This window comes from Occultella kanbiaonis (assembly GCF_009708215.1).
Classification (GTDB): domain Bacteria; phylum Actinomycetota; class Actinomycetes; order Actinomycetales; family Beutenbergiaceae; genus Occultella; species Occultella kanbiaonis.
Map to the genome: position 1 here is coordinate 4726085 of NZ_CP046175.1, position 22384 is coordinate 4748468.

General features: G+C 71.6%; 17 protein-coding genes. 13 read left to right on the top strand and 4 right to left on the bottom strand.

Going from position 1 to position 22384, the window contains the following annotated elements; genetic code table 11:
* Positions 1-113: 113 nt before the first annotated feature.
* The 3 genes from GKS42_RS21700 to GKS42_RS21710 all read right to left on the bottom strand — a co-directional run bounded on the left by GKS42_RS21700 (position 114) and on the right by GKS42_RS21710 (position 5281).
* Positions 114-2429: a sodium-translocating pyrophosphatase gene (locus GKS42_RS21700; RefSeq protein WP_154795719.1), complete on the bottom strand. Its 2316-nt coding sequence runs from the start codon at positions 2427-2429 to the stop codon at positions 114-116.
* Positions 2430-2606: 177 nt separating this feature from the next.
* Complete coding sequence (locus tag GKS42_RS21705) at positions 2607-3386, bottom strand: anaerobic ribonucleoside-triphosphate reductase activating protein (RefSeq protein WP_232847787.1); 780 nt, start codon at positions 3384-3386, stop codon at positions 2607-2609.
* Entirely contained in the window at positions 3383-5281 is a 1899-nt protein-coding gene (locus GKS42_RS21710; RefSeq protein ID WP_154795720.1) for a ribonucleoside triphosphate reductase, read from the bottom strand. The genes GKS42_RS21705 and GKS42_RS21710 overlap by 4 nt, the downstream gene beginning before the upstream one ends.
* 284 nt (positions 5282-5565) lie before the next feature.
* Between GKS42_RS21710 and GKS42_RS21715 the strand changes: the two genes are divergently transcribed.
* The 7 genes from GKS42_RS21715 to GKS42_RS21745 all read left to right on the top strand — a co-directional run bounded on the left by GKS42_RS21715 (position 5566) and on the right by GKS42_RS21745 (position 13310).
* The gene (locus GKS42_RS21715) at positions 5566-6090 is read left to right on the top strand and encodes a sigma-70 family RNA polymerase sigma factor (protein WP_154795721.1); all 525 of its coding nucleotides are present in this window, start codon (positions 5566-5568) and stop codon (positions 6088-6090) included.
* Complete coding sequence (locus GKS42_RS21720; protein WP_154795722.1) at positions 6087-7223, top strand: hypothetical protein; 1137 nt, start codon at positions 6087-6089, stop codon at positions 7221-7223. Before GKS42_RS21715 ends, GKS42_RS21720 begins: the two co-directional genes overlap by 4 nt.
* An 85-nt stretch (positions 7224-7308) precedes the next feature.
* Entirely contained in the window at positions 7309-7911 is a 603-nt protein-coding gene (locus tag GKS42_RS21725; protein ID WP_154795723.1) for a SigE family RNA polymerase sigma factor, read from the top strand.
* Positions 7908-9485, top strand: a complete 1578-nt coding sequence (locus GKS42_RS21730) for a hypothetical protein (RefSeq protein WP_154795724.1) — start codon at positions 7908-7910, stop codon at positions 9483-9485. The genes GKS42_RS21725 and GKS42_RS21730 overlap by 4 nt, the downstream gene beginning before the upstream one ends.
* Positions 9486-9599: 114 nt before the next feature.
* Positions 9600-11291: an extracellular solute-binding protein gene (locus tag GKS42_RS21735; RefSeq protein WP_154795725.1), complete on the top strand. Its 1692-nt coding sequence runs from the start codon at positions 9600-9602 to the stop codon at positions 11289-11291.
* Between the two features lie 52 nt (positions 11292-11343).
* Positions 11344-12375 (top strand): ABC transporter permease, encoded by a 1032-nt coding sequence (locus GKS42_RS21740; protein WP_435529679.1) that lies wholly within the window; start codon positions 11344-11346, stop codon positions 12373-12375.
* A complete protein-coding gene (locus GKS42_RS21745) occupies positions 12375-13310 on the top strand; it encodes a carbohydrate ABC transporter permease (protein WP_174791104.1) in 936 nt (311 codons plus the stop codon). Before GKS42_RS21740 ends, GKS42_RS21745 begins: the two co-directional genes overlap by 1 nt.
* Positions 13311-13325: 15 nt before the next feature.
* Here the strand turns inward: GKS42_RS21745 and GKS42_RS21750 are convergent, their stop codons facing one another.
* Positions 13326-13967, bottom strand: a complete 642-nt coding sequence (locus tag GKS42_RS21750; protein WP_154795726.1) for a TetR/AcrR family transcriptional regulator — start codon at positions 13965-13967, stop codon at positions 13326-13328.
* Between the two features lie 74 nt (positions 13968-14041).
* On the opposite strand from GKS42_RS21750, the gene GKS42_RS21755 reads away from it, so the two are divergent.
* The 6 genes from GKS42_RS21755 (at position 14042) to GKS42_RS21780 (ending at position 22381) form a co-directional block, all read left to right on the top strand.
* The gene (locus GKS42_RS21755) at positions 14042-16543 is read left to right on the top strand and encodes a glycoside hydrolase family 3 protein (protein ID WP_154795727.1); all 2502 of its coding nucleotides are present in this window, start codon (positions 14042-14044) and stop codon (positions 16541-16543) included.
* Positions 16540-18267 carry a cellulase family glycosylhydrolase gene (locus GKS42_RS21760; RefSeq protein ID WP_154795728.1) on the top strand — a complete coding sequence of 576 codons (1728 nt, stop codon included), beginning with the start codon at positions 16540-16542 and terminating at the stop codon, positions 18265-18267. The genes GKS42_RS21755 and GKS42_RS21760 overlap by 4 nt, the downstream gene beginning before the upstream one ends.
* An 85-nt stretch (positions 18268-18352) precedes the next feature.
* On the top strand, positions 18353-19162 hold the full coding sequence (locus tag GKS42_RS21765) for an isocitrate lyase/PEP mutase family protein (RefSeq protein ID WP_154795729.1): 810 nt from the start codon (positions 18353-18355) through the stop codon (positions 19160-19162).
* A gap of 137 nt (positions 19163-19299) precedes the next feature.
* A complete protein-coding gene (locus GKS42_RS21770; protein ID WP_154795730.1) occupies positions 19300-20211 on the top strand; it encodes a PIG-L deacetylase family protein in 912 nt (303 codons plus the stop codon).
* Positions 20208-21110, top strand: a complete 903-nt coding sequence (locus GKS42_RS21775; RefSeq protein WP_174791106.1) for an ATP-grasp domain-containing protein — start codon at positions 20208-20210, stop codon at positions 21108-21110. Before GKS42_RS21770 ends, GKS42_RS21775 begins: the two co-directional genes overlap by 4 nt.
* Positions 21107-22381 carry a glycosyltransferase family 2 protein gene (locus tag GKS42_RS21780; protein ID WP_232847789.1) on the top strand — a complete coding sequence of 425 codons (1275 nt, stop codon included), beginning with the start codon at positions 21107-21109 and terminating at the stop codon, positions 22379-22381. Before GKS42_RS21775 ends, GKS42_RS21780 begins: the two co-directional genes overlap by 4 nt.
* Positions 22382-22384: the final 3 nt, after the last annotated feature.

Here is a 22384-nt window from a genome sequence, read left to right on the forward strand (position 1 = left end):
TGAGCCGTGGCGGGCAGATCTAAGCCGTGGTCAGCACGTGCGACGAAACGCCGAAGGGCGCCCCACGACCCTCACGGCCGTAGGACGCCCACCGGTCGGCGGCGCGAGTGAACTCAGTTCGCCGCGATCTGCTCCGCTTCGCGTTCGGCCTGAGCCTCGTTGGCGGCGTCCACCTTCGACGCACGCAGCCGAGAGGCGACGATCGCGCCGAACGCGATCAGGGCGGCCGCCGTGGCGATCGCGATCCGGACCACGTGGTTGGCGTCGGCCGGGACACTCATGACGACCACGGCGGGTGCGATCAGCACCGAGACCAGGTTCATCACCTTGATCAGCGGGTTGATGGCCGGGCCGGCGGTGTCCTTGAACGGGTCACCGACCGTGTCACCGATGACCACCGCGGCGTGCGCCTCGGAGTTCTTGCCGCCGTAGTGGCCGTCCTCGACGATCTTCTTGGCGTTGTCCCAGGCACCTCCGGAGTTCGCGAGGAACACCGCCATCAGCACCCCGGCACCGATCGCACCCCCGAGGAACCCGGCGAGCGCACCGACACCCAGGCCGAACCCGACGGCGATCGGCGCGAACGCGGCCAGCAGACCCGGCGTCGCCAGTTCCCGCAGCGAGTCGCGGGTGCAGATGTCCACGACCTTGCCGTACTCCGGTCGTGTCTCGCCGGTCATGATGCCGGGGAAGTCCCGGAACTGACGGCGCACCTCGAACACGATCGCCCCGGCCGCGCGGGTCACGGCGTCGATCGCCAGCCCGGAGAACAGAAACACCGTCGCAGCCCCGAGGATCAGGCCGACCAGCGTGATCGGGGAGACGATCTCGTAGTTCAGCATCGCCGCGACGAGGTCGTTCCCGCGCGCTGCCGGGTCGAAGTCGATGTCCGCCAGGGCAGTGTTCACCGCGTCGCCGTAGGAGCCGAAGAGTGCGGTCGCCGCGAGCACGGCGGTCGCGATCGCGATCCCCTTGGTGATGGCCTTCGTGGTGTTCCCGACGGCGTCCAGGTCGGTCAGGATCTTGGCGCCCTCCTCGTCGACGTCACCGGACATCTCGGCGATGCCCTGCGCGTTGTCGCTGACGGGCCCGAACGTGTCCATCGCGACGATCACACCGACGGTCGTGAGCAGGCCACAACCCGCGAGCGCGATCAGGAACAGCGAGAGCCAGATGGAGCCGCCTGCTAGCAGGAACAGCCCACACATGGCGGCCGCGATGATCCCGGCCGTGTACACGGCCGACTCGAACCCGACGCCGATGCCGGACAGCACCACGGTGGCGGCGCCGGTCCGCGAGGTGGCTGCCACGTGCTTGGTCGGCTTTGACGTGGTGCCGGTGAAGTACCCGGTCACGGCCAGGATGATCCCGGCCAGGACCACGCCGACCAGCACTGCCGCGGCCGTTACGAGCCGCGGGTCGCCGGCGTGCTCGGCGAGGTCGGCGCTGACGCCGGGGATCGCCGCGAAGGTCGACGGCAGGTAGATGAACGCCGCCACGGCCGCGAGGCCGGCGCCGACGAGAGCGGACACGTAGAAGCCGCGATAGATCGCCCGCAACCCGCTCTCGGTGCCGCGGACACGCGTGATCGCCACGCCGAGCACGGCCACGATCGCCCCGATCGCGGTCACGATGAGCGGGAACACGAGCCCCTGCTCACCCATGGTCGCCTTCCCCAGGATGAGCGCGGCAACCAGCATCACGGCGTAGGACTCGAACAGATCCGCGGCCATGCCGGCACAGTCGCCGACGTTGTCACCGACGTTGTCCGCGATGGTGGCGGCGTTGCGCGGGTCATCCTCGGGGATGCCCTTCTCGACCTTGCCGACCAGGTCCGCACCGACGTCGGCGGCCTTCGTGAAGATGCCGCCGCCGACGCGCATGAACATCGCCAGCAGCGCCGCGCCGAAGCCGAAGCCCTCCAGCACCGCGGGCGCATCGCCGCGGAAGCTGAGCACCACGGCCGCAGCGCCGAGCAGACCGAGGCCCACCACGCTCATGCCGACCACGCCGCCGGTGCGGAACGCGATGCGCGCCCCCTCGGCGCGTCCGTTCGCCCCGGTGGCGGCGGCAGCGACGCGCAGGTTCGCGCGGGTCGCGAGCCACATGCCGAGGTAACCGATCGCGGCGGAGAAACCCGCCCCGAACAGGAACGCGACCGACCGCCCGATCTTGATGGCGCCGTCGCCTGGTAGCAGGAACAACAACCCGAACACGACCACGGCGAAGATCGCCAGTGTTCGGAACTGCCGGCTCAGATACGCCGAGGCCCCCTCTTGGATAGCGGCGGCGATCTCCTGCATTTTCGGCGTTCCCTCACCGGCAGCGAGAACCTGCTTCCGCAGGATCACCGCCAGGACCAGCGAGAGAACACCGATGACAGCGATCACCGACACAATGACAACGCTCGTGTTTCCGAGCTCGAGCATCCGTCCTCCTCGACGAACTACGCACAGGTCCCCAGGCATCCGTGTCGCCTCGGGCTGAGCGAGAGTCTAGCCAACAGGGGCGATGCCATGAGCCACTCGGGTGCTCGGCCCGCCCACCCATGGCACCGCCCCCGGGCGCCAGGCGCGAGGCCAGCGCGCCCCACCCCCGGCCCTGCCTCAGCCCGACCGCACCTCGAACCGTTCGAACCCGACCTCGCCGACCGCCTCGGCGAGGCGGGCGAACCGCTCCTCCCAGCCGACGCCGTCGGCCGCGAACTCCTCCCGCGTCCCCTCGGGCCGGGCGCGCTGCAGGGCGTAGTGGCGCACGCCTGCGGCGTGCAGCCGCCGGGCCAGGGCGAGGACGTCGACGGCGGAGCCCGGGTGGGTAGTGGTGCGCACCTCCGCGTCGGCGCCGGAGGCCAGGGCCACGTCCAGGCTGCGCCAGGCCGCGGCCCCGCCGCCGGTGCGGATCACGTCCGGGTACCCGTCGGGCTCGGCCTTGATGTCGAGGCCGATCCAGTCGACGGACCCGGCGACGGCGGCCAGCCGGCTCGGGTACGCGCCCGACGTGTGCAGTCCGACGCCGAACCCGAGGCCGCGCACGGCTTCGATCGCACCGCCGAGGGCCAGCTGGCGGGTGGGCTCGCCGCCGGAGAAGACGACGCCGTCGAGCAGGCCGACGCGACCGGCCAGGAACTCGAGCACGTCCTGCCAAGCGTGCAGGCCCGGGGTGCGGGTGGGGATCAGGTCAGGGTTGTGGCAGTACGCGCAGTTCCACGGGCAACCCTGCAGGAACACGGTCGCGACGAGGCGCCCGGGCCAGTCGCACCCGGACATCCGGGTCAACCCGGCCACCTGCAGGCCCGCCGCCCGCGCGCCCGGGCGAGTGGGCGCCGTCGGGCCGTCCACCCCGGCCGGACTCACTGCGCCCCGGCGAGCGATCGACGTCGTGCTCACACCGGCTCCAGCACCGGAGCACCGACGCCCGCCGCCGCCTCCGTGAAGTGGCGCCGCTCCTCGTGCTCGCCTCTCTTGCCGATGTTGAACGAGCTGACCGGCCGGTGGTAGCCCATCACGCGGGTCCAGACCTCGCAGACAACGGGAGGAGCGTCCGGGTCGGCGGCGGCGCAACGCGGGCAGGTCGGCTGCTCCCCCGCCAGGTAGCCGTGCGCGGGGCAGATGGAGAAGGTCGGAGTGACGGTTAGGTACGGCAGCGAGAACCGCTCGAGCGAGCGACGCACCAGCCGCTTGCAGGCCTCCGCGCCGGAGAGCCGCTCGCTCAGGTACAGGTGCAGCACGGTGCCGCCGGTGTACTTGCGCTGGAGGTCGTCCTGGCGGGTCAGGGCCTCGAACGGGTCGTCGGTGAAGCCAACGGGCAACTGGGAGGAGTTCGTGTAGTAGGGGTTGGCGTCGGTGCCGGCCTGGACGATGCCGGGGAAGCGGCGCCGGTCCTCCTTCGCGAACCGGTACGTGGTGCCCTCGGCGGGGGTGGCCTCGAGGTTGTACAGGTGGCCGGTCTCCTCCTGGTAGCCGATCAGGCGCTCGCGCACGTGATCCAGCAGCCGGGCGACCAGCGCGTGCCCGCGCGGGTCGGTGAGGTCGTAGGCATCGGCGCTGAAGTTGCGGACCATCTCGTTCATCCCGTTCACGCCGAGCGTCGAGAAGTGGTTGTCGAGCGAGGGCAGGTAGCGCCGCGTGTACGGGTACAGGCCCGCCTCGAGCCAGCCGGCGACGGCGGTCCGCTTGAGCTCCAGCGACTCCTTGCCCAGGTCCAGCAGCCGGTCCAGCGCCGCCACGAGCGCGGCCTCGTCGCCCGCGTGCAGGTACCCCAACCGGGCGCAGTTGACGGTCACCACGCCGATCGACCCGGTCAGCTCCGCGGACCCGAACAACCCGTTGCCCCTCGCCAGCAGCTCGCGCAGGTCGAGCTGCAGCCGGCAGCACATCGAACGGATCATGCCCGGGTCCAGGTCGGAGTTGATGAAGTTCTGGAAGTAGGGCAGCCCGTACTTCGCGGTCATCGCGAACAGCGCCTGCGCGTTCCCGGAGTCCCAGTCGAAGTCCTTGGTGATGTTGTAGGTGGGGATCGGGAAGGTGAAGACCCGCCCGCCGGCGTCACCGGCGGTCATCACGTCGATGTATGCCCGGTTGATCAGGTCCATCTCGGCCTGCAGGTCGCCGTAGCTGAAGTCGCACTCCTGCCCACCGACGATCGGGATCTGCTCGCGCAGGTCGTCGGGGCACGTCCAGTCGAACGTGAGGTTCGTGAACGGGGTCTGGGTGCCCCACCGCGAGGACGCGTTCAGGTTGTGGATCATCTCCTGCAGACACTGGTGCACCTGTTCGTAGGTCATCGCGTCCGCGCGTACGAACGGGGCCAGGTAGGTGTCGAAGGAGCTGAACGCCTGCGCCCCGGCCCACTCGTTCTGCAGGGTGCCGAGGAAGTTCACGATCTGCCCGACGGCGGCGGAGAGGTGCCGGGGTGGCCGAGCCGCGATCGCGCCGGGGACCCCGTTGAAGCCCTCGTGCAGCAGTGCGCGCAGCGACCAGCCGGCACAGTAACCGGAGAGCATGTCGAGGTCGTGGATGTGCAGGTCCGCCGCGCGGTGGGCGCGGCCGACGGCGGCCGGGTAGACCGTGTCCAGCCAGTAGTTCGCGATGACCTTGCCGGAGGTGTTCAGCATCAGGCCGCCGAGCGAGAAACCCTGGTTCGCGTTCGCGTTGACGCGCCAGTCGCTGCGGTCCAGGTAGTCGTCCACCGTCGCGACCGGGTCGACGAGGGTGGGCCGGACGGCACTGCCCGACGGCGTCGCGTGGGTCTGGCGGGCGGGTGGGAGGTTCTGGGTACTCACGGTGGGCTCCTTGGTCCGAAGTGGATTCGACCTTTCGACCGTAGATCCGGACGAGGCTAGATGTTGTGGTGCAACACGCCGTGAGTTACTACATGTTGCGGTTTGCTGACCTGACGTACGAAAACACCGGGACGTTGGTCCCTGGCGCCACCACAATCGGGGGTGGGTGGACTCAACGGTTCGGGACGCTGGGTCGTCTACCTCTATGAAGGCCGGCCCGACGCCGGTCGCACGGGGTTCGCGCCGAACCCGCTGCCGGTGACAGGTTGCAATGAGGGGACATCATGAGCCACTGGGAACCGGTCCTGACGGACCTGGTGCGCCAACGAGGGGGTGCGTTGGTGCGGTACGCGGCCCTGCTGTGCGGGGATCGCGCCGAGGGTGAGGACCTCGTCCAGGAGGCCCTCACGAAGGTGTTCGCAGTGATGCGCAAGCCACCGCGTGGTGACGGCCGCGTCGCCATCGAGCACGCGGAGGCCTACGTACGCCGCACCGTCCTGACGCTCTACCTGGACGGCTACCGCCGCCGTCGGCGCTGGGCCGCCGTGCGGCACCTGCTGCCCGGTTCGGAGTCCACGGCCGGTCCCGAACGGCACAGCCCGGACCGCCTCGACGTGGACCGCGCCCTGGCCGTCCTCGGACCCAGGCAACGTGCCTGCATGGTCCTTCGCTACTACGCGGACCTCACCGTCCCGCAGATCGCCGACGAGCTCGGCGTGAGCCCCGGCACCGTGAAACGGCACCTGCACGACGCGGGCCTGCACCTGGTGGCCGAGCTCGATGGGTCCCTGGAAGGAGAACGGCGATGAACCTCGAAGACATGCTCCGCAACGAGGCGCGCGCGAGCGCGCCCAACCCGCTGACCTCCCGCACCGGTGAGCTCATCGCCGGGGTCAGGCGCCGCCGTCGGGCCCGCGCCGCCGGCGCCACCATGGCGAGCGTCGCCACCGTGGCCGCGATCGGCGTGATCGTGTGGCAGGTGAGCGACCTGGACTCCGGCCCGCTGCCGCCGGCCCAGCCGGTCGAGGTGTGCACGCTGACGATCGACGACCTCCTGCCGGACGGTGTCTCGTCCGCGGTGGCGTCCTCGGCGATCGCACCCGACGGGCAGGGGCCGGCCGCGGTGGTCACGACCACCGTGGCGAACCCCGACGACGGCGACTTCGAGGTGCCGGTCAGCTCGATCTCCTCCTATGCGGTGGACCCGGTGACCGGATCGGTGCGCGGGTACCACCTGGACGGACGCTCGGCCGAGATGATCACCGTGCCGGCCGGGAACGCGGTGGACTGGTCTGCCACGTTCGAGTTCTCGGCGTGCGAGGGGCAGTCCCTCGCGGACGGCGACTACGCGCTGCACCAGGTCGGCTCCGTCGTGGATTCCGGACGGTGGGCCACGGACGCGGCGGCGTTCTCGATCACCGACGGCGTGGTCGGCCCAACGGAGCCGGTCGGCGCCCTCGAGCCCGCCCCGGTGTTCGAGCCGGTGTGCGGCGACGCCTGGGCGCCGCCGACGATGAACACCGGCCTCGAGCTGACCGTGGCGTGGCCGGACGGCCCGTTCGTCTCCGATCCGAGCGCCGGGGGGAACTCCATCTCCCTGGAGCCCACGGCACGCAACGTCAGCGCGGAGTCGGTCGCGCACGGGGTCTACACCTGGACCGTCCTGGTCTCCGACGGCGTGGTCGTCTCCCCCGAGTACCTCGGCAGTGACGACACCCGTGATCTCGCCCTCGGCCCGGACGAGACGCAGGTCGTCAACGCCGGGCACTCGCTCGGGGACTTCTGCGCACCGGGCTGGTCGCCGTCCCTCCCGCTCGAGCCACTGGAGCCGGGCCGGTACGAGGCGTACGTGATGCTCATGGACCTCGACCTGTACTGGAGCGAGGGCACCCGCAACGTCCTGGCCATCGCCCCTGCCGGCGTCATCGAGATCACCGACTGACGCCAGCGCCCGCCGGGGTTACCCAACGATTCGGGGCTGTGGTGCGTCATCATGGGTAGAGGCGCCCAAGGTGACGAGGTGGGTGATGAACGGCGAGGATGCCCTGACCGAGTTGGTCCGCGAGCGCGGCACGGCTCTGCTGCGGTACGCCTCGCTCCTGGTCGGCGAGCGACGCGGCGCCGAGGACCTCGTCCAGGACGCGCTCGTCAAGGTGTTCGCGGGCACCCGCCGCCCGCGTGACATCGAGGACGTCGAGGCGTACGTGCGCCGCGCGATCCTCACCCTGTACCTGGACGCCTACCGGCGGCACCGCCGCTGGGCCAAGGTGCGGCACCTGTTCGTGGTGCCCGAGGGCGTCGCACCGGAGCCCGACGGCGTCGTGTCGGCCCGCGTCGACGTCACCGCCGCGCTGCGCACCCTGAGCCCGCGCGAGCGCGCGTGCGTGGTGCTGCGCTACTACGTGGACCTGAGCGTCCCGCAGATCGCCGAGGAGCTCGGGATCGCCCAGGGCACCGTGAAGCGCTACCTGAGCGACGCGAACGCCGCGCTCGCCGCGCGGCTCGCGCCCGATCCGTCCCCGGACCCGGTAACCACCCCGGACCCTGTACCCACCGCAGACCCGCTACCCACCGCAGACCCGGTAGCCACCGCAGACCCGGTAACCACCGCAGGAGAGGCCCACCCATGAACCTCGATGAACTGCTGCGGGAGGTGGCCGAGACGACCGTACCCGAGGCCGACCCGCTCACCGGGCGCCTCGGCGCGATCCGGAGCCGGGTGCGGCACCGCCGCACGGTGAACCGGGTGGGCTCGAGCGCCGTGGGGGTGGTGGGCGTGGCCGGTGTGGCGGCCATCGGCACGCTGACCTGGCAGGCGACCCAACCGGATCCTCCGGCGCCGCCGGTGAGCACGGCCTGGGACTACTGCGGTTCCCGCCTGGCCGATGTCGTGAGTTCGGCCTCCGTCTCCTCCGGCCCCGCGTCGCTGACGATGGCGGACGGGATGCGGCTGGCAGTGGCCACCACGGTGACGAACCCCGGCAGCACCGAGGTGCAGGCCGCGCCCGCCCAGCTGGTCGTGTATCTCTTCGGCGGCGGGGACATCGTGGGTCTTGCGACGGCCGGCGGCACCGAGCCGACCACGCTGGGCCCGGGGGCATCCGGCGTGGTGGCGGCGCTCGGCACGGTGGGGGCCTGCGGGTCCGAGACCGTCGCCCAGGGCGACCCGCTGCCCGATGGCACCTACGGCCTCATGCTCACCGGTGGACTCACCCCGCTGGGTGGGGACTGGCACTCCGACGCCGTGATCATCGACGTGACCGATGGCCGGGTCACGACCGTCGAGGACCCCGATCCGACGGCGGACCCCACCGATGCGTCGGCGGGCGGGTACGCCCCGGTGTGCGGCGAGGTGACGCCCGCGGCGGGTGAGAACCCGTTGTACGTGACGCTCGGCACCGATGCCGGACCGCACCGGGCCGGCGACCCGGACGAACCGGGCACCGACGGCCTGAGCCTGGACCTCACGATCGGTTCCGTGAACGCCGGCCACCTGACCGGCACCGTCAACGCGCAGACGGTCACCATGATCACCGACCTCGACGGCCGGGTGCTCAGCTGGTGGCGCGCCGGCACGACAGGTGGGCCGCCGTCCGGGACTCCGCTCGACCTCCCGGCGGACGGCTCACAACTGGTGCTCACAGGAGCCTGGCACCCGCTGACGGACACCTGCACAGACCCCTCGACCGACGTGCCGCCGCTCCCCGACGGGGACTACCGCGTGTTCGTGGCGGTCGGCTTCGGCATCGACGCACCCGAACACCCGGCCTCCTGGGAGGTGCTCAGCGCACCGCTCGAGCTGACCGTGACCGGCGGCGACGCCGCCGTGACCGGTGGGCTCGACGCGGCCGACGTCGGGTCGGACGCCGGCCAGGAGTTCCCTGGTGCACTGCCCCCGGACTTCCCCGAGGGCGAGCTGCCCCTGATGGACGGCGTGCTGCTCGGTTCGGGTGGCAACGCGGACACGGGCTGGACCATCAGTGGCGACTACGCCATCCACGGCAGCTCGATCGCCGCACTGGACCAGGCGATCGAACGGCTCGTCGGCGTCGGGTTCACGCTGGAGTCACGGGTCGGCCCACCGGAGGCGGACGGCGCGCACGCGGTCCTGGAGAACGGGATCCTCCGGGTGCAGGTGGACGTCACCGGCTTCGAGTCGGCCAGCCTGCCGGGCGGCTACATCATCGAGCCGATAGACCGCTGAACGCTGCATCGTCGCAGGTCAGACCCTGTTACTTAACGGACGTTAGACAAAATCGAAGATCGGGACTAGCGTTCCTGGACGTCGGCAGAGTCGCCACGTCCAAGGAGAACCCCAATGTCGCAGGCCCCGATCCACATCCCCCTCACCCGCCGCGGTTTCCTCACCGTGGCCGGCGTCACGACCGCCGGTGTCGCGCTCGCCTCGTGCTCGTCCGGCGGTGGCGGCGGCAACCGCCCGAACCCGGGTGACGCCGTCGAGCTGGAACTGCCCACCTACGTGGCGCCGCCCGAGATCCCCGGCGGCCTGGTCAGCGAGGTGGAGGGCATGCCGGCGATCTACACGCAGCCGATCGCCGAGTACACGGACTCCGTGACCGAGGTGCCGCTCTCCGGGGGCGAGGTGACCACGTTCCAGGTGCTGTGGGGCGCGCCACCGCAGGACGCCCCGGCCAACGAGTACTGGGTGAGCCTCAACGAGCGACTCGGCGGGGAGTTCAAGCCGACCCTGGTCGCGTTCGACACCTACAACGAGAAGATGGCCACCACCATCGCCTCCGGCGAGATCCCGGACCTGTCCTTCGTGCAGGACACGAACGCCGTGGCAGCGCAGGCCATCGGCGACGGCGTGTTCGCGGACCTGTCCGAGGTGCTCGCCGGCGACGGCATCCTGCAGTGGCCGAACCTGGCGAACGTCGCCTCCAACGCGTGGACCGCGTCCGCCAAGAACGGGCACATCTTCGGGGTCCCGAACGAGGACCCGTACCTGACGAACTTCCCGGCGATCCGCTACGACCTCATGGCCGCCGCGGGACACGACGCGATCCCGGACGACGCGGACGGCTACCTGCAGATGATGAGCGACATCGCCGCGCTCGGGTCCGTCAACGGCAAGCAGCACTGGGGCATCGCCGCCTTCGACGGCAAGGCCCAGTCCTACGTGGAGTGGATGTTCCGGGCCGGCACCACCTGGCAGGTCGATGACGCGGGCAAGGTCGTCAACATCATCGAGACCGATGCCTACGCCGACGTCCTCGCGTTCCACAACAGCCTGTGGAACGCCGGCGTCTACCACCCGGACGCCCTGGCCCTGGCGACCCAGGGCAACCAGGCCGCCGAACTGTTCACGAACGGCCAGGTGGCACTCACGGTGGACTCCTTCAACGGCTTCTTCGGGGCCGGGATCTTCCGGGACACCGTGGACATCACCCCGGGTGCGGCGCCCGGCCTGTTCGTCCCGCCCGCGTTCGACGGCGGCGACCTGCTGATCCAGCGCAACGACGGCTACTGGGGCATGGTCGCGATCTCCGCGAAGGCCGCCGAGGACCCGGAGCGCCTGGCCGAACTACTCAACGTCATCAACTACTGGCGCGCCCCGGACGGCAGCACCGAGGCCCTCTTCATCCACACCGGCGTGGAGGGCTACAACTTCGAGTTCGGCCCTGGCAACGAGATCCTCAGCCTCGACGACGAGACCGCGAACTCCGACCGGGCGGCCCTGCAGTGGCTTGGCGCCTTCAAGTCGCCGTCGTTCAACATCCCAGCGAACGCGCTCGAGTTCGTGGACAACTTCCGCGAGTCCGTCGAGGTGCTCATCGCGGCGACCGTGCCGAGCCCCGTGGTCGGGATCTACAACGAGCCGTCCGTGGAGAACGGGTCCCGGATGTCCGAGGTGGACACCGACTACCGCGGCGGGATCGTCTCCGGCCGGATGGACCTGAGCGCCATCGAGGAGTACCGCGAGGCGTGGCGGTCCGCCGGTGGCGACGCCGTCCGGGACGCCTACCAGGCCGCCCTCGACGAGGCCTGAGCCGGTGGCAGTCAACGCACGCACGTCGGCCTCGGACCTGCCCGGCAGCGTGGTGGAGACCGCAGCGGCGGGCGCGCCCGGCGGGAAGGACGCGCGCCGCGAGACGTCGGCCGGCGGCGGGAGCGGCGCAGGTGGCGGCGCGCGCGGGGGGAACCGGGGCCGTGGCCGGGACGCCCGTGGCCGGGCCACCACGTGGACGCGGATGAAACGCGAGCGGGCCACCTACCTCTTCATCGTGCCCGGTCTGCTGTTCTTCCTGATCTTCGCCTACCTGCCGCTCGCCGGGAACGTGGTCGCGTTCCAGGACTACTCCCCGTACTGGGGCATCGGCGGCTCGGAATGGGTGGGCCTGCAGAACTTCGCCGCGATGTTCAACGACCCCCAGTTCATGCGGGCGCTGACGAACACCCTGGTGATCTCGTTCCTGCAGATCGTGTTCGCGTTCCCGGCTCCGATCCTGCTCGCGCTGCTGCTGAACTCGCTCATCTCGGAGCGGATCAAGCGCGTGGTGCAGTCGATCGTGTACCTGCCGCACTTCATCTCCTGGGTGATCGTGATCGCGATCTGGCAGCAGGTCCTCGGCGGCGCCGGCCCGGTGGCCGAGCTGTTCTCCGCCATCGGCATCGACGGCGTGAACATCATGTCCGACCCGGACACGTTCAAGGCGCTGGTGGTCTCCCAGGTGATCTGGAAGGACATCGGCTGGGGCACGATCATCTTCTTCGCCGCCATCACCTCGATCCCGAACGAGCTGTACGAGGCGGCCGCGGTCGACGGCGCAGGGTCGTTGCGGCGCACCTGGCACGTGACCATGCCGGGGCTGGTGCCGGTGATCACGCTGCTGCTCATCCTGACCATCGGGAACGTGCTCACGGTCGGCTTCGAGCAGTTGCTGCTGCAGCAGCCCGCCGTCGGGTCCGCGGCAGCGGAGGTCCTGGACACGTTCGTCTACTACCGCGGCATCGCCGGCGGCGATTGGGGCCTGTCCACGGCCGCCGGTCTGTTCAAGGGCGTGATCGGCACCATCCTGGTCATCGCCGCCAACAAGTTCGCCAAGCGACTCGGCACGGAAGGACTGTTCTGATGGCGGCCCTGCTCCCCACCGCTACGCCAACGAGGGGACCGGACGACCGGCGCCGGTACCCGAACCGCCCCGTCTGGATGGGCGTCCCGTCCAAGCCCGTCCAGGCGGCCAAGGCGGTCACGATCGCGTTCATCGTGCTCGTGATGCTGTACCCGTTCGTGTACGTCATCGCGATGAGCTTCGCCTCCCGCGAGGCCGCCGCGTCCGGCGGCCTGTTCCCGACGTCGTTCTCGCTGGACGCCTACCGGTCCATCCTCGGCGGGGACGTGGTCACCCGGGCGATGCTCGTCTCGATCGGGATCACCGCCGTCGGCACCACGCTGTCGATGATCTTCACCACCACGCTCGCGTACGGGCTGATGCGCACCCGGGACGTACCCGGCGCGAAGTTCGTGCTCGTGCTGGTCCTGTGCACCATGCTGTTCGGGGCCGGGATCATCCCGAACTACCTGCTGGTGCGCTCCCTCGGGATGCTGGACTCGTACTGGTCGCTGATCATCCCGGGCCTGATCTCGGCGTTCAACATGGTGGTGGTCCGGAACTTCTTCATGGGCCTGCCCTCCGAACTGCTCGAGTCGGCCCGCCTCGACGGCGCGAGCGACCTGCGCATCTTCACGCAGATCGTGCTGCCGCTGTCCAAGGCGGTGCTCGCGGTGATCGCGCTGTTCTACGCCGTCGGGTACTGGAACGCGTTCTTCAACGCGATGATCTACCTCAACGACACCACGAAGTGGCCGATCCAGGTGGTCCTGAACCAGTACGTGGTGCAGGGCTCGGCGCTGACCTCGATCCAGGCACCGGACCAGCCGCCGCCACCGGGTCAGACGCTGCAGATGGCCGTGATCGTGGTGGCCACGATCCCGATCCTGCTGCTCTACCCGTTCGCGCAGCGGTACTTCACGAAGGGCGTGCTCACGGGCGCCATCAAGGGCTGAGCCCGCCCGCGGCCCTCAGTCCTCCTCCGGGGCCAGCGCGGCGATCAACGCATCGATCGTCCGCCTGGTCACTGCCTCCATGTCCACCGTCCCGGGAGCGAGCAACCATTGGATCTGCAACCCGTCCATCACCGCGATGATCGCCGTGGCCGTCTCGGCGATGTCCGCGTCGTCGCGGAGCTCGCCGATGTCCCGCGCGTCGGCGAGCGCTTCGGTGACCATGGCGCGCAGCCCCTCGTAGCGCGCCCGGAACCACGCCTGGGCCGGGTGGTCGGTGGTCACCGACTCCGCGGACAGCACCGTGTACAGCTGCGTGATGCCGGGCCGGGTGGCGTTCCGGGCGGCGGTGTCGACGAGGTGGTGCAGGAACTCCAGGCCGCGCAGGCCGTGCCCGTGCCCGGCCTCCTCGATGTCGGCCATGTCCCGGTGGTGCAGGAGCTCGGTGAGCAGCTGGTCCTTGCTCTTGAAGTGATGCAGGATCCCGGCCGCGGAGATGCCGACCTCGTCGGCGATCTCGGCCAGGGACGCGTTGTAGAAGCCACGGGTGGCGAACGTCTGCGAGGCCACCTCGAGGATCTCCTGCCGCCGGCGCCTGGTGCGCTGCTTCTGCACCCCGTCCGCGCGGACGGACGCCGCCACGTCCGGATCGATACCCATGTCGGCGACTGTAGACGACTTCTCCGACCCCTCCGGCCCACTCGAAACCACCCCGCAGCAACGATCGGATCTCGATGACCTCCCTGCCCACCGAAGACCTTCTCGCCCGGGTCGCCACCCTGACCGTCGCCGAGAAGGTCACCCTGCTCACCGGCGCCACCGCCTGGACCACCCACGCCCACGAGGCGATCGGCCTGGCGGAGGTCGTGATGTCGGACGGCCCGGCGGGCGTGCGCGGCATCGAGCCCGGCACGTCGACCTCGCTCCCGGCCCCGAGTGCGCTCGCCGCCACCTGGGACCTCGAGCAGGCGGCGCGGATCGGCCGGTTCTTCGCGGCGGCAGCCCGGCGCCGGGGCGTGGACGTGGTCCTGGCCCCGGTGCTGAACCTGCAGCGGATCCCGGTCGGCGGACGCCACTTCGAGAACTACAGCGAGGACCCGTACCTGACCGGGGAGGTCGGCGCCGCCGTCATCGCCGCGATGCAGGACCTCGGCGTGGCAGCCTGCGCGAAGCACTTCGTCGCCAACGACTCCGAGACCGACCGGACCACCTACGTGGCCCGGGTGGACGAGGTCACCCTCCGCGAGGCGTACCTGCCGCCGTTCCACCGGGGTGCGGTCGAGGCCGGCGCCTGGACGGTCATGTCCGCCTACAACGGCCTCGACGACGGCGAGGAGTCCGCCCCCGCGGGCGAGCACCGCCGGCTGCTCACCACCCTGTTGAAGCAGGAGTGGGGCTACGACGGGCTCGTGGTCAGCGACTGGGCGGCGGCCCGCACGACCGCCCCGACGGCGAACGCCGGGATGGATCTGGTCATGCCCGGACCGCACGGGCCCTGGCAGGACGCGCTCGTCGCGGCCGTCGAGGCCGGCGAGGTGCCCGAGTCGGTCATCGACGACAAGGTGGTCCGGTTGCTGCGCCTGGCCGAGCGCGTCGGCAAGCTCGACGGCGCAGGTCCGGTGCCGATCCCGGCGCACCTCGCCGAGGAGGGCCGGTCGGTCTCGCGCGACCTCGCGGCGCGCGCGACCGTCGTGCTGCGCCGCGGGACGGCGTGGCCACTGGCGGCGGCGTCCGCCGGCCCGACGATCGCGCTCATCGGCGCCAACGCCGTCGAGCCCTACGTGCAGGGCGGCGGCAGCGCGAAGGTGCGCGTCGAGCACGAGGTGAGCCCCCTCGAAGGGCTCACGGACGCGCTCGACGGCACCTCCGCCGTCGTCCGCTTCGCCCGCGGTGGCGCGGTGCTCGCGCATGCGCCGATGCTCGGCACCGACCTCGTCACGGACCCCGTCACCGGCGGGCCCGGCGTGCACCTGAGCGCCCACGACGCCGGCGGTGCGCTGCTCGCGCAGGAGTCCGCTGCCCGCACCGACTGGACCTGGCACTACGGCTTCCCGGCGGACACGGCCGAGCTGGTCCTGCGTACCACGGTGCACCTGACCGGGGACGGCACCCACGAGCTGGAGCTCGGCGCGATCGGCTACCACGACGTGTTCGTCGACGGCGAGCTGGTGGCCAGCGTCCGCGACGACGACGGCGCCCAGGCGGTGCTGAACTCGTCGGTGAACGCACCCCTCGGGGTACGGGTGCCCGTCGCGGTCGAGGGGTCGCGGGACGTCCCGGTCGAGCTGCGCCTGCACGTCGTGGACACCGGCCAGTACGGGCGGCTCATCAGCGCGACGCTGCGGCACGCGCTGCCCGGCCCGGACTCCGGCACCGAGATCGACGATGCCGTGGCCCTGGCTGCCGAGGCGGACGTCGCGGTCGTGGTGGTCGGCACGAACGGCGAGGTGGAGAGCGAGGGCTGGGACCGCGCCTCGCTCGCGCTGCCGGGCCGCCAGGACGAGCTCGTCCGCCGCGTCGCGGCCGTGAACCCGCGCACCGTGGTGGTGGTGAACGCGGGCGCGCCGGTGCTGCTGCCGTGGCTCGACGAGGTCGACACGGTGCTCTGGGCGTGGCTGCCGGGGCAGGAGTTCGGGCATGCCCTCGCCGACGTGCTGCTCGGCCGGACCGAGCCCGCCGGCCGACTGCCGTGGACGCTGCCCGCGAGCGCCGACGACGTGCCGGTCCCGGACGGCGTGCCCATCGACGGCGTCATCGACTACCGCGAGGGCACGGACGTGGGCTACCTGGGCTGGCAGCGGCTCGGCCGCACGCCGGCGCTGCCGTTCGGGCACGGGCTGGGCTGGACCGACTTCACCCACGGCGAGGCCGCCGTGACCTTCGAGCCCGACGGCGATCTCACGGTCGGCGTGGACGTCACCAACGTCGGACCGCGCGCCGGGCGCGAGGTGGTGCAGGTGTACCTGGAGCGACCCGGTGACCCGGGGATGCTGCGGCTGGCCGCCTTCGCGAGCACTGACCTGGCAGCGGGTGCCGTGGCCGCGGTGACCGTGCGGGTGCCCGCGCGTGCCGTCGAGCGGTGGGTCGTTGCCGGATCGGGATCGCCGGGGTGGCGGCGGGTCGGCGGCACCTATCGGGTGCACGTGGGCCGGTCCGTGGCGGACATCCGCGCCACCGCGAACGTCACCGTCGAGGGTGCGGACATGCCCGTTGCCGACGGCGTGGTGCACGCATGAGCTCCACCGTGTCCGGCACCCACCCGCCGCTGAGCCCGCTCGCCGCGACGCGTCCGGACGTCACCGCGCGCTCCTTCGTGCGCCGCGCGGGCACCCGGATCGTGGACGGCACCGGCGCACCGGCGCTCGAACGCGGCGTCGGGATCGGCACCTGGCTGCTGCCGGAGGGCTACATGTGGGGCTTCCGGCCGGCCGAGCGGCCCGGAGCCGGCGTGCCCGCGCAGTCCCCGCGGGAGATCGAGGCCCTGTTCGCCGACCTGGTCGGGCCCGAACGGGCGGCGGCGTTCTGGACCCGGTGGCGGGCGTCGTTCTTCACCGAGGCCGACGTCGCCGAGATCGCCGCGCAGGGTTTCGACCACGTGCGGTTGCCGATCAACTCCCGCGTCGTCATGGATGACTCGGGCGCGTTCCTCGCCGACGGGTTCGCCCTGGTCGACGCGTGCATCGACTGGTGCCGCACGCACGGCCTGCACGTGGTGCTGGACCTGCACGGCGCCCCCGGCGGGCAGACCGGCACCAACATCGACGACTCACCGCGCGGGCGCCCGGAACTGTTCACCGATCCGGGCTACCGCGCGCTGACCGTCGCGCTGTGGGCCGAACTGGCCCGCCGGTACTCCGGCGAGCCGGTGGTCGCGGCCTACGACCTGCTCAACGAACCGCTGCCGAACGAGCACGCCGCCGCCCACGCCGTCGACCTGGTCAACCTGTACCGCGACCTCACCGCGACCATCCGGGCCATCGACCCCGACCACCTGATCATGTACGAAGGTCTGCACTGGGCCAGCGACGTCTCGATCTTCACCGAGGTCTGGGACGCGAACTCTGCGATCCAGTTCCACCGGTACTGGGCGCCGCCGGACCGGGCCGGGATCGCGCATGTCCTCGAGGTCCGGGACCGACTCGGCCTGCCGATCTACATGGGCGAGGGCGGCGAGAACGGCACCGACTGGCTCGCCGCCGCGTTCGGGCTGTACACGGCCCAGGGCATCGGCTGGAACTTCTGGACCTGGAAGAAGATCGACAACCCGCACTCCCCCGCCGTGGTCGTGCCACCGCCGGGATGGGAGGCGATCACCGGGTACGCGGCCGGCCTGCGTGAGCGGCCCGACCCCGACGCCGCCTGGGCCACGCTGCTCGCGCTCGTCGAGGCGGTGCGGCTGCCGAACTGCACCTGGCACGGTGAGGTGATCGCGGCGCTGCTGCACCGCGCGCCGGTGACCCTGCCGGCCTACGCGTTCTCCGGTGCCGGCGCAGGTGAGCCCGCGGCCACGGCCGGCGGCGCCGCCGACGAGCCGTGGGCCGACGACCCGGTGACCATCCGGTACACCGGCGGCGACCCCGACGTGAACCCGTTCGCCGCCGACCCGGCCGAGCGCGCCCGGGCCGGCACGTTCACGGCGCACCTGCGCGCCGGGGACCGGATCGACTACGACCTGCACGTCGCCGAGCCGGCGGCGCGCCCCGGCGGCGCACCCGAGACCACGGTGACCCTGCGGACCGGGCCGGCTGCGCCGTCGGGCATCACGCCGACTCCGGCCCCGTCGGCGGACCCGGCCACGCCCTCCGGCGCCCTGGCCGTGCGCCTCGGCGGCGTCGCGGTCACCGGCGCCTGGTCCGGGACCACCTGGCGCGGCTCGACGCCGACGGTCCCCGGCCCCGCCACGCTCCGGATCGGCGTCGAGGACGGTGTGGTCGACCTGATCGAGATCGCCGTGCGCTGACCCGCTCAGGTCCACCTCGCGGACCCGCTCGGACCCCGCCACGTCGGAGTAGAGTGCGAAACCCAGCCCCTTCTCGAGGTGTGCCATGCACGTCCAGGCCGATCGCGTCGCAGCGTTCCACCGCCTGCACTCCGGTGGCACCTTCGTGATGCCGAACCCCTGGGACCCCGGGAGCGCGCGGGCCCTGGCGGGGCTCGGTTTCCCGGCGCTGGCGACGACGAGCTCGGGGTTCGCCTGGACACGCGGTCGGGCGGACACCCACGTCGACCTCGAGCAGGTCCTCGCGCACCTGCAGGAGGTCGCCGACGCCGTCGAGGTGCCGGTGAACGCCGACTTCGAGGGTGGCTACGCCGTCGATCCCGAGCAGGTGGCCACGAACGTGACCCGCGCCGTCGCGACCGGTATCGCCGGCCTGTCGATCGAGGACTCCTCGGGCGATGCGACCGAGCCGCTGCTCCCGTTCGGGGTGTCCCTCGAGCGGGTGCGGTCGGCGCGACGCGCGATCGACGAGAGCGGAACGGGGGTGCTGCTGACCGCGCGGTCGGAGGGCTTCGTCGTCGGCCGCCCGGACATCGTCGAGACCGTGCGCCGGCTGCGCGCGTACGCCGAGGCGGGTGCAGACTGCCTCTACGCGCCCCGGATCACGTCGGTCGAGGACGTCGAGGCGGTCGTGGCCGCGGTCGCGCCGAAGCCGGTGAACCTGCTGATCAACGCGCCGTTCCTGACCGTGGCGCAGGCGGGCGAGCTCGGCGTGCGGCGGATCAGCGTGGGCGGCACCCTGGCGCGCTCGGCGTGGGGCGCCTTCCTCGGCGTCGCGCGGGAGATCGCCGACACCGGCACGTTCTCCGGGTTCCGGGACCTGCCGGACGTCGACGGTATGTTCGCCGGCGGCTGAGGCACCCGGCCCCGGTGGGGATCGTCACCCGCCCGCTCAGATGAGACCTCTCTCACGCTCCACTCATGGAGTCCTTACTCGCGCGCAGGACCTTTGGTGTTGTCACCCTCCGGTCCCTCGAGTGGAGCTGAACCACGATGTCACTCTCCCTGCTCGGTGTGCACGCGCTGTGCCACACCCTGGCGGCGGTCGCCGCGCTCGGCCTCGGCTCGGTGCTGGCCCGCCGTCTCCGGCGACACCGACTGCTGATCGTCGTGGCCGTCGTCTCCGCGATCGTCCTCGTCCCGGCGAACCTCTACTGCGCCGTCTCGCCGGCCGCGCACGACTGGCTGGTGATCGGTGTGACGCTCGCCAGCATGCTCAGCCTGGCCACGGTCACCGTGCTCGCGCTGACCCACCGGGTGGCGACCCCCGGAGCGCTCCTGCCGCGCCGGGTGCTGGCCATCGGCGCGCACCCGGACGACCTCGAGCTCGCCTGCGGCGGCACCCTCGCGAGGCTCGTGGACTCCGGTCACGAGGTGCACCAGCTGGTGATGAGCGCGGGATCCGTTGGCGGTGACGGCGACCGGCGACCCGACGAGGCGGTGCGCGCCGGCGGATTCCTCGGCAGCACCCGCACCGAGGTCCACGACTTCACAGACACCCGGCTGGAGGAGTCCGACGTCGAGATGATGCAGGTCATCGAGGCGAAGATCCGTCGGTTCAATCCGGACGTGATCTTCACCCACTCGGCCAACGACCAGCACCAGGACCACCGGGCCGTGCACATCGCCACCCTCAGGGCAGCCCGCAGGCACCCGGCGATCCTGTGCTACGAGAGTCCGTCGGCGACCCGGGCGTTCGATCCCTCGGTCTTCGTCGACATCGAGGGCTACGTGGACGTCAAGGCCGGCGCCGTCGCGACGCACGGCAACCAGAGGGACAAGCCGTACATGTCCGCCGAACGGGTGCACGGCAAGGCGGTCCACCGGGGCGATCAGGCCAAGGTGCGCCACGCCGAGGGTTTCGAGCCGGTGCGCCTGATGGGATTCGTGGCGGGTGACCTGTGAGCGGCCGGCCGATCCTCGTGACCGGCGCCGGCGGCCCGGCCGGCCGGTCGCTGGTACGGCAGTTGCAGGAGCGCGGGCTGCCCGTGGTCGGCGTCGACGCGGAGCCGGTCGAGATTCCCGGCGTGGACACCCGGGTGGTGCCGCTCGCGCGGTCCGCGGCCTTCGTGCCGGTGCTGCTGGCGCGGGCCCGGGACTGGGGCGCACGCCTCGTCGTGCCGACCGTCAGCGAGGAGCTCCCGGCCCTGGCCGCACACGTCGCCGTACCCGACCCACCGGGGCACCGGGTGCCGATCGTGGTGGGCGACCGGGCCGCCGTCGCGCTCGCGGACGACAAGTGGCTGACCGAGCGCGCGCTGCGCGACGCGGGCCTGACCACGCCGCGCACGCTCTGGCCGGTGCCGGACGATCCCGACGGCGTGGCGGGGCCGCTCGGTCTGCCGTTCCTCACCAAGCCGCGGGTCGGCCGGGGCGGCCGCGGCGTCGTCCTGCACGCGCAGCCGCCGAGCGCGCGCACCGAGTGGGGCGCCCGGGTCCTCGCCCAGGAGTTCCTGCCCGGCACCGAGTACGGCCCGAACGTGTACGTGGCCGCCGAGCCCGACGACGACGTCGTGGTGGTGCTCGAGAAGGTCGGCCTGGCGCAGGGCGCGGTGGGGAACGCGACGTCGGTCCGGCGGGTCGAGGCCCAGGACGTGGCCGCCCTCGCCCGGGCCGCCGCCCGTGCGCTCGGTCTGCGGGGGCCGGTGGACGTCGACATCCGACGCCGCGCGAGCGGGGAACCGGCGGTCCTCGAGCTCAACGCCCGGTTCGGGGCGAACAGCGCCCATGCCCCCGAGATGCTGGACGCGCTGCTCGGCGAGTACGCCGGACCGGTCGATACCTTGGCCCGGGCGACCCGGTGATCGCGACACTGGGGCAGTACTACTTCCTGCTCGTCGGGCCGGTGCTGCTGATCGGTCTGATCGAACTGGCCTACTACCCGCTCGCGCTGGCGTTCGAGGTTCGCCGGCGCCGGGAGGTGCCGGCGTCCTGGCGGCCCCGAGTGTCGGTGATCGTGCCCGCCTACAACGAGGGCCGGGTGATCGCCGCCTGCGTGGAGTCGATCCTCGCGGACGACTACGCCGACAAGGAGGTGATCCTGGTCGACGACGGGTCCACCGACAACACCCTGCCACTGCTGTGCCGCTACCTGGCCCGTGGGAACGTCACCGTGCTGCATCGCCCGAACGGCGGCAAGGCAGCCGCCCTGAACGCGGGGATCGAGCGGGCCACCGGGGAGGTGCTGGTGTTCGTGGACGCGGACGGGCTGTTCACCGGCAACACCATCGGCAGACTCCTCAACGGCTTCACCGGTCCCGACGTCGGCGCGGTCTGCGGCAACGACGAGCCGGCCAACCTGGACCGGGTACAGACGCGACTGCTGGCACTGCTGACGCACGGCACCGCCTTCGCCCGACGCGCCCTCGCCTCGGTGAACCTGCTCACCATCGTCTCGGGCAACATCGGCGCGTTCCGGCGCTCGGTCCTGGATGAGATCGGGACGTTCCGGGAGGGCTTCATCGGCGAGGACCTGGAGCTCACCTGGCGGGCGCACCGGGCCGGCTACCGGGTCGCCTTCCGCCCGGACGCACTCGTCTACGCCGAGGTCCCGTCGACCGCTGCCGGCCTCTGGAAGCAACGGGTGCGCTGGACCCGTGGCCTCGCGCAGACCGCCCTGTTGCACCGGGACCTGATGTTCTCCCCGCGGCACGGTCGGCTGGGCTGGTACCTGCCGTACAACGTGCTCGCGATGCTGGTGCTGCCCGTGCTGCAGGTGCTGTCCCTGCTGCTCACGCTCGCCCTGCTGGTCTCCGGAGACCTGCCCCTGTCGCCGCAGGTACTCACCGGGGTTGGCCTGATCGGTGCGGCGACCGCGGTCGGCACGGTGGTCTATGCGATCGCCCTCGACCGGGCCTGGCGTGATCTGCGGTTCCTCTACGTGCTGCCGCTGTGGACGGTGTACTCGCTCGCGATGAGTCTCGTCGTGGTCCGGGCCCTGCTGCTCGAGGCAGCCGGGGCACCGTCGCGGTGGAACAAGCTCGAGCGGACCGGCGTGATCGACCGGCAGGACGTGAGCACGCTGCCCGTCGAGCTGGGCGCGCCGGCCGGCAGGTCCACCGACGTGGCGGCGTAGTCG

Bases quoted from the DNA above. Each gene is read 5' to 3' on its own strand.
- GKS42_RS21700 (WP_154795719.1), bottom strand. From the start codon at position 2,429: ATGCTCGAGCTCGGAAACACGAGCGTTGTCATTGTGTCGGTGATCGCT.
- GKS42_RS21715 (WP_154795721.1), top strand. From the start codon at position 5,566: ATGAGCCACTGGGAACCGGTCCTGACGGACCTGGTGCGCCAACGAGGG.
- GKS42_RS21720 (WP_154795722.1), top strand. From the start codon at position 6,087: ATGAACCTCGAAGACATGCTCCGCAACGAGGCGCGCGCGAGCGCGCCC.
- GKS42_RS21725 (WP_154795723.1), top strand. From the start codon at position 7,309: ATGAACGGCGAGGATGCCCTGACCGAGTTGGTCCGCGAGCGCGGCACG.
- GKS42_RS21730 (WP_154795724.1), top strand. From the start codon at position 7,908: ATGAACCTCGATGAACTGCTGCGGGAGGTGGCCGAGACGACCGTACCC.
- GKS42_RS21735 (WP_154795725.1), top strand. From the start codon at position 9,600: ATGTCGCAGGCCCCGATCCACATCCCCCTCACCCGCCGCGGTTTCCTC.
- GKS42_RS21745 (WP_174791104.1), top strand. From the start codon at position 12,375: ATGGCGGCCCTGCTCCCCACCGCTACGCCAACGAGGGGACCGGACGAC.
- GKS42_RS21750 (WP_154795726.1), bottom strand. From the start codon at position 13,967: ATGGGTATCGATCCGGACGTGGCGGCGTCCGTCCGCGCGGACGGGGTG.
- GKS42_RS21755 (WP_154795727.1), top strand. From the start codon at position 14,042: ATGACCTCCCTGCCCACCGAAGACCTTCTCGCCCGGGTCGCCACCCTG.
- GKS42_RS21760 (WP_154795728.1), top strand. From the start codon at position 16,540: ATGAGCTCCACCGTGTCCGGCACCCACCCGCCGCTGAGCCCGCTCGCC.
- GKS42_RS21765 (WP_154795729.1), top strand. From the start codon at position 18,353: ATGCACGTCCAGGCCGATCGCGTCGCAGCGTTCCACCGCCTGCACTCC.
- GKS42_RS21770 (WP_154795730.1), top strand. From the start codon at position 19,300: ATGTCACTCTCCCTGCTCGGTGTGCACGCGCTGTGCCACACCCTGGCG.